Source organism: Leucobacter ruminantium, assembly GCF_017565705.1.
Lineage (GTDB): Bacteria > Actinomycetota > Actinomycetes > Actinomycetales > Microbacteriaceae > Leucobacter > Leucobacter ruminantium.
Genome location: NZ_JAGDYL010000015.1, coordinates 1 through 11,904, shown reverse-complemented (window position 1 = coordinate 11,904; position 11,904 = coordinate 1). Strand labels below are relative to the sequence as shown.

General features: G+C 66.8%; 12 protein-coding genes. 8 read left to right on the top strand and 4 right to left on the bottom strand.

The window, feature by feature from the left end; translation table 11 throughout:
- Positions 1-6: 6 nt before the first annotated feature.
- Together J4H91_RS09460 and J4H91_RS09455 are read left to right on the top strand one after the other, a co-directional pair.
- Positions 7-1,122, top strand: coding sequence for a glycosyltransferase (locus J4H91_RS09460; RefSeq protein ID WP_243752854.1), 1,116 nt, complete (start codon positions 7-9; stop codon positions 1,120-1,122).
- A gap of 2 nt (positions 1,123-1,124) precedes the next feature.
- Entirely contained in the window at positions 1,125-2,126 is a 1,002-nt protein-coding gene (locus J4H91_RS09455; protein ID WP_208046020.1) for an NAD-dependent epimerase/dehydratase family protein, read from the top strand.
- 230 nt (positions 2,127-2,356) lie between these two features.
- Here the strand turns inward: J4H91_RS09455 and J4H91_RS09450 are convergent, their stop codons facing one another.
- Positions 2,357-3,082, bottom strand: coding sequence for a DapH/DapD/GlmU-related protein (locus tag J4H91_RS09450; RefSeq protein WP_208046019.1), 726 nt, complete (start codon positions 3,080-3,082; stop codon positions 2,357-2,359).
- Positions 3,075-4,073 (bottom strand): Gfo/Idh/MocA family protein, encoded by a 999-nt coding sequence (locus J4H91_RS09445; protein ID WP_208046018.1) that lies wholly within the window; start codon positions 4,071-4,073, stop codon positions 3,075-3,077. Before J4H91_RS09445 ends, J4H91_RS09450 begins: the two co-directional genes overlap by 8 nt.
- A 120-nt stretch (positions 4,074-4,193) precedes the next feature.
- Between J4H91_RS09445 and J4H91_RS09440 the strand changes: the two genes are divergently transcribed.
- Positions 4,194-4,706, top strand: a complete 513-nt coding sequence (locus J4H91_RS09440) for a DUF1990 family protein (protein WP_208046017.1) — start codon at positions 4,194-4,196, stop codon at positions 4,704-4,706.
- A gap of 16 nt (positions 4,707-4,722) precedes the next feature.
- Here the strand turns inward: J4H91_RS09440 and J4H91_RS09435 are convergent, their stop codons facing one another.
- Together J4H91_RS09435 and J4H91_RS09430 are read right to left on the bottom strand one after the other, a co-directional pair.
- Entirely contained in the window at positions 4,723-5,076 is a 354-nt protein-coding gene (locus J4H91_RS09435) for a DUF2304 domain-containing protein (protein ID WP_208046016.1), read from the bottom strand.
- 10 nt (positions 5,077-5,086) lie between these two features.
- Entirely contained in the window at positions 5,087-5,791 is a 705-nt protein-coding gene (locus J4H91_RS09430) for a glycosyltransferase family 2 protein (RefSeq protein ID WP_208046015.1), read from the bottom strand.
- A gap of 44 nt (positions 5,792-5,835) precedes the next feature.
- On the opposite strand from J4H91_RS09430, the gene J4H91_RS09425 reads away from it, so the two are divergent.
- The 5 genes from J4H91_RS09425 to J4H91_RS09405 all read left to right on the top strand — a co-directional run bounded on the left by J4H91_RS09425 (position 5,836) and on the right by J4H91_RS09405 (position 11,649).
- A complete protein-coding gene (locus tag J4H91_RS09425; protein ID WP_208046014.1) occupies positions 5,836-6,945 on the top strand; it encodes a DegT/DnrJ/EryC1/StrS family aminotransferase in 1,110 nt (369 codons plus the stop codon).
- 18 nt (positions 6,946-6,963) lie between these two features.
- Positions 6,964-8,799 carry an ABC transporter ATP-binding protein gene (locus J4H91_RS09420; protein ID WP_208046013.1) on the top strand — a complete coding sequence of 612 codons (1,836 nt, stop codon included), beginning with the start codon at positions 6,964-6,966 and terminating at the stop codon, positions 8,797-8,799.
- A gap of 9 nt (positions 8,800-8,808) precedes the next feature.
- Positions 8,809-10,008: a glycosyltransferase family protein gene (locus J4H91_RS09415; protein ID WP_208046012.1), complete on the top strand. Its 1,200-nt coding sequence runs from the start codon at positions 8,809-8,811 to the stop codon at positions 10,006-10,008.
- 103 nt (positions 10,009-10,111) lie between these two features.
- Entirely contained in the window at positions 10,112-11,128 is a 1,017-nt protein-coding gene (locus J4H91_RS09410; protein ID WP_208046011.1) for a DUF4436 family protein, read from the top strand.
- Between the two features lie 131 nt (positions 11,129-11,259).
- Complete coding sequence (locus J4H91_RS09405) at positions 11,260-11,649, top strand: hypothetical protein (RefSeq protein ID WP_208046010.1); 390 nt, start codon at positions 11,260-11,262, stop codon at positions 11,647-11,649.
- The last annotated feature ends 255 nt before the right edge of the window (positions 11,650-11,904 follow it).

Here is an 11,904-nt window from a genome sequence, read left to right as displayed (position 1 = left end):
TATCTGATGCCGACGAGACGCGGCAAGCGGGCATTATTCATGCCGCTGAACTGTACAGGAGAACCGAACGTGAACGCAGCCCCGGGCACGACATCTCAGCGCGTGACCGTCAGCGTGGTCATACCGGTATATCGAGGTGAAGCGACTATCGAGCAGTTGGTCTCGGAGCTCGCAGCCTACCGGGACGGCAAGATCACCCCAGCCGGGCGCCCATTCACCCTCAGCGAGGTGCGGCTGGTCTGGGACCACGGGCCAGATGCTTCTGATCGCGTCATCAGGCAGCTGGAGACCCAGTATCCAGAATGGGTGCGTCCAGTGTGGCTCTCTCGTAACTTCGGGCAGCATGCAGCCACGGTTGCTGGTATTGGTGCATCCGGAGGTAACTGGGTGGTCACGATGGATGAAGATGGACAACATGATCCGGCAGCTATCGCGAGAATGATTGATGCGGCGTATGCCGAGCGGGCGAGCCTCGTGTACGGGGCGCCGGCGAACAAGCCTCCCCACGGGGCGCTGCGCAACGCGGCATCATGGTTCGCGAAGCGAGTGGTGTTGCCGTTGCTGACCTCGCGCGATACCCCTGCCTTCCACTCGTACCGTCTGATTGCTGGTGATGCGGCGCGGGCTATGGCCGCATACGCGGGGCCAGATGTGTACCTGGATATTGCTCTGGGGTGGATCACGACTGCCGTGGCGACCATCGACGTGGATATGCGCAGGGAGGGCCGCGAAGCGAACAATTATCGTATTCGCGCACTGCTGTCACACTTTTGGAGGTTGGTGCTCTCCTCCGGCAATAAGCCGTTGCGAGTAGTGTCAATCTTCGGCGGTCTGTGCGCCGTGGCCGGGCTCCTATTCGCCCTGTGGATCGTGGTGTCGTACCTGCTGGGGCATGACCCCGGTCTCGTTGCTGGGTGGGCTTCAGCTCTAGTGTGCACCCTGGTTATCGGCGGGGTCACGCTCGGCTCACTCGGCATCATCGCAGAGTACCTCGGCCTTGCTGCGACGATGTCAATGGGGCGGCCAAGTTTTGTAGTGCTCGAAGACCCTGCCTTGCGGTTTGGAGTGCCGAAAGACGTGGGTGCTGATCATGATTCACCCAAAAACTCAGGCCTCAGCTAACAATGCATGGTGAGCTCGTCTGGGTAATCGGGGCCGGTGGCTTGCTGGGCCGTGCTGTCAGTACTGAACTCAGGCGACGCGGCAACGCGTACCCGACGGTGCTCTTCGAGGGCGCTAAAGTGCCGTGGGAAGATTCTGAACTGAGCTCGAGTAAGTTGGTGGGCCAGTTGCATCGTTTCCTTGGTGAAGCGGCACCATATATACGTTGGAAGATCTACTGGCTTGCCGGTAGCGGCGTTATCGGCACACCTGCGGAGACGTTCGCATGTGAGACACGAGTACTGCGCAACTTTGTCGAGGCTCTGGCGGAGGCGCTAATGGAGCCTGTGTCAGAGCCGGTGGCGGGATTGACGGCAGCGGAAGAACCCCTTGCGAGTCGCGGCGCCTTCTTTCTCGCATCGTCTGTTTCTGTATACGCCGGGATCCCTGGGGCACCATACGATGAGTCGAGCCCGGTGGCAGCCACGTCGGCGTACAGCGCCGGGAAGTTGGACAATGAAGCCGTGGTGTCGGCGAGCCTTACCGGGTGGTTGCCGCACGTGATAGGCAGAATCACCACACTTTATGGCCCCGGTCAGAATCTTCGAAAGAATCAGGGCCTGGTATCGAAGCTCTGTTTGCAGGCAGTGAAGCAGCAGCCGATTAGCGTGTTCGCTCCGCTAGACACCATTCGGGATTACCTCTTCGCCTCGGACGCCGCGCGGCAGGCGATGGCGTTCCTGGATGCGGCCATAGCTTCAGGGGAGACGGCCACCAGGGTGCGAGATCTGGCAAACGGGTCAACGCTTTCGATCGGCGCGCTGAGTTCGCTGGTGCGTCACGTCAGCCACCGCAGGGCGGGTGAGCTTCATGTGGTGCCTGTCCATACCGGTGCCCACGTCCTTGATCTCCGAGTGCGCAGCCAGTACGGGTACGAGATCACTGGGTTGGATCGCGTGCCGATCGCCGCGGGAGTACGGCGAGTCTACGAGGACGTCCTCTTTCGATACGTGCATGGTCGTTAAGGCCTCGGGTAGTGCTGACTTTGCAGACGAAAGACGGAGAAGAGCCCTCGCAGCATGTGTGGACGCTGCGAAGACTCTTCGCTCTCAACGATATGCGATCGATTTGAATGAAGAGTGCAAGTCGGTGAGCTCCACCAACATCCTGAACACGAGTTTTCGGCACACGGTCGGGAGCTTGCGATGGCGGTAGTAGTCTCTAAGTTTATTTGGGAGCAGCGCGCGGTACGGGTTCAGGCTGCGTACACCGCGGGCCGGCGGTTGTCGCGTTCGCGCCACTGCGCGACTACGGCAGCGAAATCGCCCGACCATTCGATGACGCCGTCGAGCAGCAGGTCGCCCTGCGCATACGCCCGCTGCAGCGCCTCGATCTGCGCCTCGTCGATGCCGTGCCGCTGCATGCCGATCGAGTTCAGACCATGAATGCGCGCCGGGGAGCCGAACGCCTTCACGTACGGGGGGAGATCCCTGGCGAGAGGCGTGCCCATGCCCACCATGCAGCCCGCACCGATGAACACCCGCTGGTGAATCGAAGCGTTCATGCCGATGTTGACGCGTGCGCCGATGACGCAGTGGCCGCCGATGCTGACGCCCGCGCTCACGGTGCTGCCGGCCCCGAGCAGCACGTCGTGCGCGAGGTAGGCGCGGTTCAGCACCCAGGCGCCCGCGCCGACGGTGGTCTCCCGGTAGCTGCCCTGATGGATGACGGCGCCCTCGCGGATCACCGCGCCAGCTTCGATGCGCACGCCCGCATGGGCGAGGTCGCCCGACCAGGCGGCGTTCTGGGGCTGGTCGGTCATCTCGGGCGGTGCGCCGATCTGGGCGCCCGCGCCGATGAATACGTCGTCGCCGATGGTGCACGGGCCCAGCACGATCGCGCCCGGGCCGATCGAGACGCGTGCGCCGAGCTCGACGCCCGGCCCGACGAATGCCGCCGGGCTGATCAGGCCGTCACTCACCGGGCTCGCCCAGGTGCACCGTGCGGCCGATCTTCGCCGACTCGATCGACGCCTCGCACACGCGCAGCACGTCGAGGCCCTGCTGCAGCGTGACGGCCTCGGTCGGCTCGCCCAGAATGCGGTCGCGGAACGCCTCGTGCTCGGCCTTCAGCGGTTCGCGCTTCTCGATCGCGAAGCGGGTCATCGTTCCCTCGCTCACGCCGCGGAAGTTATGCAGCGCCTCCCACTCGGTGTCGAAGGTGCCGTTCTCGAAGAAGGTGAGATCGACATTCAATGTATCGGCGACGAAGGCGCCGCGCTCGCCGGTGACGAGCGTCATGCGCTCCTTGAACGGGGTCAGCCAGTTCACCAGGTGGTTCGTGATGATGCCGTTCTCGAGCTTCGCCGAGATCGTCACCATGTCTTCGTGGTCGCGGCCGCTCTTGAACGCGGTCTGCGCGGCGACATCGGCGTACGCCGACTTCGCGAGCCACGAGGTCAGGTCGATGTCGTGGCTGCCCAGATCCTTGATGACGCCCACGTCGGCGATGCGGCCGGGAAACGGGCCCTGGCGGCGGGTGTGGATCTGGTGCACCTGGCCGAGCTCGCCGTTCTCGAGGCGCTTGCGCAGCTCGACGAGCGCCGGGTTGAAGCGCTCGATGTGCCCGACTGCGCCGATCAGGCCGCGCGAATCGAACGCGTCGACCAGTCGCCGGCCCGCCTCGATCGACTCGGCGATGGGCTTCTCGATGAGCGCGTGCACGCCGGCCTCCGCGAGCTCGAGGCCGACTGCCTCGTGGAACTGCGTGGGCACGGCGACCACGGCCGCATCGATGCCGTGTTCGATGAGCTGCGCGACGCTCTCGAAGCGAGGCAGTGACCCCGCGACGCCGTGCGGGTCGCCCATCGCGTCGGCGACGGCGACCAGTTCGACCCCTTCTACTTCGCGCGCCACACGTGCGTGGTGGCGCCCCATCATGCCGAGCCCGATGACGCCCATTCTGATGGTCATAGTGCGAAGAACCTCCGAAGTAGTCTCTGCTCCCGCAGGGTTGCGGGGCAATGCATGAGAAGAATTCTACCGCCCGCGGTGCTCCGGCTCCGCAAGAGAGCGCTGGCCTACGATTGACGCGTGTTCACCCTCACCTATTCGGAGGTCGGCGCGACCGCGGGCGATCTGCCCGCAGGCTTCCACCATGTGCGCGTCGAACGCGTCATCGGGCACGGGCGCCAGGCGTTCGAGCGTGCCGGCGCAGACCTCTTCGCAGGGGAAGTGCAGCGGCGCGCGGGCGCCGAGGTGCAGCTGTCGCAGGCGCCGCTGCGCCTCGGGAGCCGCGTGGAGATGCGCCTGCGTTTCGGTCCGCTGAAGTTCACGGCGCCGTGCCTCGTCGTATGGGCGGAGCGGAGCGCCGAACTCTGCGGATTCGCCTACGGCACCCTGCAGGGGCACCCGGAACGCGGCGAGGAGCGCTTCGAACTCCGGCTCGACGCGTCGGGCGACGTCGTGTTCCGCATCACCGCGTTCTCGCAGCCGGCGCGCTGGTACACGCGCCTCGGCGGGCCGATCGCCCGCTTCGTGCAGGCGCGCATGACCCGCCGCTATCTCGCCGTGCTCGGCGAGCCGATGCGCGGCGTAGGCGCGTAGAAGGCTGAACGGCGTCCTACCGGCCCTCGTCCTGCCGCTCCGAGAGCCGCGCCTCCATGAGCGCGACCGACCGGGCAAGCTCGGTCACTCGGGCATCCTGGCGGGCCCGAGTGCGCACCGAGATCAGCGCGAATACGAGCGACGCCAGTACGAACACGTAGAGCAGCAGGTCGGCGCCGCGGCCGATGCCGAACAGATTCGCCACCCAGGTGAGCAGCTGCGGGAAGAGGATCGCGAGCACCGCGCACACCGCGAAGAGGATCGCGAGCATGCGCTTCACCGCGAGCGAACGATCGCCCGACAGCAGGCGCAACGCGAAGATCGCACCGATGGCGATGACGGCGATGAGCAGCAGCTGGAAAACAGTCATGGCGTCCCCCTTACCGGATGACCAGCTCGATGAGGATGTTGATCGAATTCAAGAGCGACTGGCCCTTGCTGCGCGAGTAGTCGGTGTACAGCACCTCGACCGGCTGCTCGGCGTACGGCAGACCCGTGCGGCCCAGCTGCATCACGATCTCGGTGCCGTGCGCCATGCGATCCTGACGCAGCTTCACCTGGCGCAGTGCATCCTCGCGAATCACACGCAGGCCGTTGTGCGCGTCGGTGAGCTTCGTCTTCGTCGTCCAGTTCGTCGCGACCACCGCGGTCTTCAGCACGATGCGCTTCAAGAGCCCGGGCTTCGTGCGGTCGTCGAGGAAGCGCGAACCGAACACGATCGACAGGCCTTCGGCACGGGCCCGCGCGACCATCGCCTCGGCGTCGACGACGCGGTGCTGACCATCGGCGTCGAACGTGACCACGAACCGCGCGTCGTGCTCGAGGGCGTACTCGAAGCCCGTCTGCAGCGCCGCTCCCTGGCCGAGGTTGATCGGATGCGACACCACGCGGGCGCCCGCGGCGCGCGCCACAGCCCCAGAACCGTCGCGCGAACCGTCGTCGATGCAGACGACGTTCGGGAAGACCGGCAGCAGACCCGCGATGACTTCAGCGATGACCGTCGCCTCGTTGTAGAGCGGAATGACCACCCAAACATCGCGATTGTCGGCGCTGGCAGCGGGGTGCTCGGCCGGATTGAAGCTCATACGACTATTCTGGCAGACGGACGAATCGAAAGAAGGTCACCTCCATGGTCGAGTTCATTCCCGCGGCGAAGCCGATTATTGGCGACGAAGAACGCGCCGCCGTTGACCGGGTGCTGCGATCCGGGATGATCGCACAGGGCCCCGAGGTCGCCGCTTTCGAGCGCGAGTTCGCCGAGCACTTCGTGAACGGACGCGAAACCGCCGCCGTGAACTCGGGTACGAGCGGCCAGCACCTCGGCCTGCTCGCCGCGGGCGTCGGCGCGGGCGACGAGGTCATCGTGCCGTCGTTCACCTTTGCGGCCACAGCGAACTCGGTCGCCCTCACCGGCGCGACGCCGGTGTTCGTCGACATCGAGCCCGACTACTTCACCATCGCCCCCGACGCCGTGCGCGCCGCGATCACGCCGCGCACCAAGGGCATCATGGGCGTGCACCTCTACGGCCACCCGTACCTCGTCGACGAGATCGACGCCATCGCGCAGGAGCACGGCCTCGCGATCTACGAGGATGCCGCGCAGGCGCACGGCGCCTCGTGGAACGGTCGCCCCGTCGGCACCTACGGCGACTTCGCCATGTTCAGCCTCTACCCGACCAAGAACATGACCTCGGGCGAGGGCGGCATGGTCACCTGCGGCAGCGCCGAGATCGCCCGCAACGTGCGCGTGCTGCGCAACCAGGGCATGGAGAAGCAGTACGAGAACGAAGTCATCGGCTTCAACGCGCGCATGACCGACATCCACGCCGCCATCGGCCGCGTGCAACTCACCAAGGTCGACGCGTGGACCGCGCAGCGCCAGGCCAACGCCGCCGCGCTCACCGCAGGCCTCGCAGGCCTCGCCGGCGTGCAGACGCCGAAGGTCGCCGAGGGCGCCGTGCACGTCTACCACCAGTACACGATCCGCGTCGACGCCGGCGAGCGCGACCGCATCCGCCAGGCACTGAACGACGAGCATCAGATCGGCTCGGGCGTCTACTATCCGATCCCGAACCACCGCCTGCCCTCGCTCACCCGCTTCGCCCCAGGCCTCGAACTGCCCGAGACCGAGAAGGCTGCAGCCGAGGTGCTTTCGCTGCCGGTGCACCCGTCGCTGGCCGAGGGCGACATCGAGCGCATCGTCACGGCGATGACCGCCGTGCTCGGCGCGGGCGCGTAACGCCGACCTGCGGGCCTCATGAAGGAGATCTGGAGAACTCTTCGCGAACTGCTGCCGATCATGCCGGCGGGCGCACGCCGGTACTTCATCGGCTATGTGATCGCCACGACCGCGATCACCGCGCTCGACGCGGTCGCCATGGGCCTCCTGGCCATCGTGATCGGCCCGGCGCTGTCGGGCGGCTCGTTCACGGTGCCGCTGCTCGGCGAGCTCGGGCAGGATTCGGTGCCGCTGCTCGCCGGCACCGCGATCGGCCTCGTCATCCTGAAGTCGACGCTCGCGGTGACGCTGCACTGGTTCGCGACGCGCCGCTTCGCGCGGTACGAGCAGGAGATCGGCGACCGCCTCTTCCACGCCTACATCAACTCGAGCTGGGAGCAGCGCTCGAAGCGCACCGTCGCCGAGGTCACCCGCATCGCCGACCAGGGCATCGCCATGTCGATGCAGAACTTCGTGCTGCCCGTCGCGCGCGTGCCGAGCCTCTTCTTCACCTTCGTGGCGGTGCTCGGCGTGCTCGTCTTCGCCGACCCCGTCACCTCGCTCATCGCGCTGCTCTACCTCGGCCTCGTCGCGTTCCTCGTACACTCGGTCGTGACGCGGCGCGCCCTCGTCGCCGGCCAGGTCGGCCTCGACTACACCTACCGCGTCGCGAACCTCATGACCGAGATGATCGAGGCGCTGAAAGAGCTCAGCCTGCGTAACCGGCTCGGCGAGGTCGCGGGCCTCGTCAGCAAGAACCGCACCCACGCCGTGCGGGCGCGGGCGAACATCTCCTTCCTGAGCATCGTGCCCGGCTTCGCATTCGAGGCGGCCCTCATCGGCGGCGTCGTGCTCATCGGCGTCAGCTCCTTCATCGTGAACGGCAACATGACGGCCGCGCTCGCTTCCGTCGCGCTGTTCGCCGCGACCGGTTTCCGCCTGATCCCGGCGCTCACGGGCATGCAGGCGGCGCTCGTGCAGGCCGGCCAGGGCGTCGCGACGACCCGCGACGTCATCACCGACCTCACCTCGGCCGAGCGCGACATGCTCACCTCGAAGGTGCCCGACGACACCGCCCGGCTCGACGAGCGGCCGCAGCACCTGCGCTTCACCGAGGTGAACTTCCGGTACCCCGGCGCGCAGGACGACGTGATCCGCGGTCTCGACCTCGACATCCCGCTCGGCAGTTCCCTCGGCATCGTCGGCCCCTCGGGCGCCGGCAAGTCGACGCTCATCGACCTGATCCTCGGCCTCAGCCAGCCCGGCAGCGGCTCGATCGACATCGACGACGATCCGCTGCGCTCGGTACTGCGGCAGTGGCGCGGCCGCGTCGGCTACGTGCCGCAGCGCGTCGCGCTCTTCGACGGCACCATCGCGCAGAACGTCGCCCTCACCTGGTCGGATGACATCGACCGGGACCGCGTGCAGCACGCTCTCGAGCGCGCGCAGCTCGGCTCGCTCATCGCCGGCCGCGAGCACGGCATCGACGAGCGCATCGGCGAACGCGGCGTCTCGCTCTCGGGCGGGCAGCAGCAGCGCCTCGGCATCGCCCGCGCGCTCTACACGGACCCGCTCGTGCTCGTGCTCGACGAGGCGACCAGCTCGCTCGACACGAAGACGGAGGACGAGGTGACGAAGGCGATCAAGGAGCTGCAAGGCCAGACGACCCTCATCTCGGTCGCGCACCGCCTGTCGACCATCAAGGACTACGACAAGATCTGCTATCTCGACGGCGGCGTCATCGCAGCCCAGGGCACCTTCGCCGAGGTCGCCGCCGGCCATTCGGCGTTCGGCGAGCAGGTGCTGCTCGCGGGCCTGTCGGGGGAACTCGGCGCGGCAGATGTTGCAGACGAGCCGGGCCCGAACGAGAGGTAGCACGGACCCATGGATCGGAACCGGCTTCCCGGCTGGGCGAACAAAGTCATCGACAGCATCGCAGATGCGCCGATGAGCCCGCTCGGCCGCCTCGCCGCGCGCCGCCTCGGTCGCCCCGAGCCGCGCGGCAGCGTGGGGGTCACCGAGTTCGACCTCCGCGTGCCGACCCGGCTGCTCATCGCCCCCGTGAACTATGCGGCGCAGGGGCGGGCCTGGGCCGAGTCGCTCGAGCGCGCGAGCGGCTGCATCTCTGCGCGCAATATGGCGGTCACGATGCCGGGCGGCTTCGCCTTCGAATCCGACCTGCTCGTGCCGACCGGCACGTACCACAACGATGCCGACTGGCAGCGGCGCCAGTTCGACGCCGTCGCCGAGAACGCCACCCACGTGCTCATCGAGGCCGAGGAGCCGCCGTTCGGGCGCCTCATGGGCCGATCGGTCGAACGCCAGGCCGAGGCACTGCTCGATCGCGGGGTCGACGTCGCCTACCTCGCCCACGGCACCGATGCGCGGCTGCCGTCGCGGCATCGCGAGCTGAGCGAATGGTCGTACTACCGCGACGAGTCGGTCTACCTGCCGCGCCTCGAAGACGTCGCCGCGCGCAACATCGAGCTGCTGCAATCGAGCGCCCGCAAGCTCTTCGTGTCGACCCCCGACCTGCTGCTCGATGTTCCGCAGGCCGCCTGGTGCCCCGTCTCCGTCGACACCGCGCGCTGGGCCGCCCCCGCAAGACCGCCTCGCGACCATTCCGCCCCGCTGCGGGTCGTGCACGCGCCGTCGAACCCGGTGCTCAAGGGCACCCCGCTCATCATGCCGACGCTCGAGAAGCTCGCCGCCGAGGGCGTCATCGAGTTCCGGATCATTCAGGGCGTGCCCTCGGCCGAGATGCCGGCATTGTTCGCCGAGTCCGATGTGCTGCTCGACCAGTTCCGCCTCGGCTCGTACGGCGTCGCCGCCTGCGAGTCGATGGCCGCCGGGTGCGCCGTCGTCGGCCAGGTCTCGGCGCAGGTGCGCGAAGCGGTCGCCGCGGCGAGCGGCCGCGAGCTGCCGATCGTCGAAGCGAACCCCGACACGCTCGAGGCGGTGCTGCGCGAGCTCGCGGCCGACCCCGAATTCGATGCGCTGAGCCGCACCGGCCTCGAATTCGTGCGCGAGGTGCACGACGGGCGGATGGCCGCCGGCGTGCTGCGCGAGCACTGGCTCGACTGACCCGGCCGTCGATTACGGGTTTTCACTGAAGGGTGCCGCGGGTGCTCGCGTGCGACTCTACTCTGGGTCCGACACGACCCCTCGGCCTCGAACCCCGGAGCAGATGAACCCTCAGACACCTCGCGCGCAGCCGCGCAAGGAGCGGCGAACGCATGCGCTCGGGGCCGACTACTCGCCCCCGCCATTCAAGACCCTCGTGATCACCGCATCGCTCGTCGTGCTCATGCTGTATGCGCTCGTGGTGACGCTGCACGCGACCGGCGGCACCCGGGGCGACGCCGAGAAGTATGCGGTGTCGGAGAAGCAGATCGAGCTCATGATCACGCCGAGCGAAGTGGACGCTGCGGGCGATCGCCTGATCGCCGATCTGAGCTTTCGCGAGGGCGGGCTCATGACGGCCATCGACGGCCTGTCGGTGATGACCGACCTCGAGGTGTACATGACCTCCGAGCACAGCGGGCAGGAGCTGAGCTTCGAGGCGAACCGCCCCATCGCCCCGACGAAGATCTCGCTCAACACGACCGGGTCGATCGAGCTGTGGCCGTTCGACCGGCACGAGGCGCAGACCATGGTCGACGTCTACCGGCCAGCTCCGCCACCCGGGTCGTCTGTGGCGGCAGACGACGTGGAGCTCGCCGCATACGAGCAGTCGCTACCGGCCGTGCTCACGCTCGGCGATCACGACGTGCCCGGGTGGAGCATCTCGCTGCGCTCCGACCCCGAGCTGGCGTTCACCGACCCCGACAGCGGCGCCGTGGTGCAGACCTACCTGATCGAGGCGCAGCGGGAGCCCGCGACGATCGTCTTCGGCATCGTGCTGCTCGGCCTCATGATCATGCTACCCGTGCTCGGGCTGACCGTCGCCATCCGATGCCTGCGCGGCAAGCTCCGCGCCGAGCCGGCCTTCTTCACCTGGAACGCGGGCATGCTCTTCGCGACTCCGACGCTGCGCAACTTCTTGCCCGGGCAGCCGCCGGTCGGCTCCTGGGTCGACTACCTCGTGGTGCTCTGGGTCATCGCGGGCCTCATTCTCGCACTGTTGTTCAGCGTGGTCGCCTGGTATCGTCAGCGCACAGCCGATCCGAGAACGTACGAAGCAGGGGCACCCGTCGCCCACTGAGCGACCAGGAGGCTCGGGACTGGGCCTGCCCGCCTATTAGGTGATAGCTCGTAACGGATGAGGTCGCGTAATCGACGACCTGGGACAATCAACGTGATACTCTGCATCACTGAGCCGCCCTGAGGAGCCTCATGCCCACTTCTACTGCTGTGAAAGCATCATGCTCGATGCTGCTCATCGGGGCCATTCTCGAACTAATTGCGGCGGTGATCGGGCTCAGCACTGGCATCATGGCGCTGTCTGCAACGAGCGCCGCCGATTCTGACGATCCGGTAGCTGCGTCGCTGATCGCGTTTGCTGCTGTGACGCTGATCATCGGTGTTGCACAGCTCTTCGTTCTGCCTAAGGTCCGGGGTGGCCTGGGCTGGGCGCGGATCGCGATGACTGCGATCGTGGTTCTCGGCCTCGCGTCTGCAATATTGAACTTCGGGCTGTTGCCGCTCTTGGCCTCCGTTATCGGCGTAGTAGCACTGGTGCTACTGTGGCTACCCACAACGAATTCGCACTTTCGCAAGGGTTGACATGCCGTAAGAGCGCCTACGGGCCCGGGAACGGGTTTGGAGACGGATCTCATGATCCCGCGCGCAGAGATGTGACGGTGTGAGCGACGAACGAGCAACCGACCGTCCGCACAGTCCTGCTAGGGCGCGTCTCCTATATGCGTAGCCAGGTCAGGATCGCTGCGATCACAACCCCGGCTCGATAGGTCACCGCGAGTTTGTCATAGCGCGTAGCGAGCCCTCGCCACTGCTTCATCAAATTGAAGGCCCGCTCCA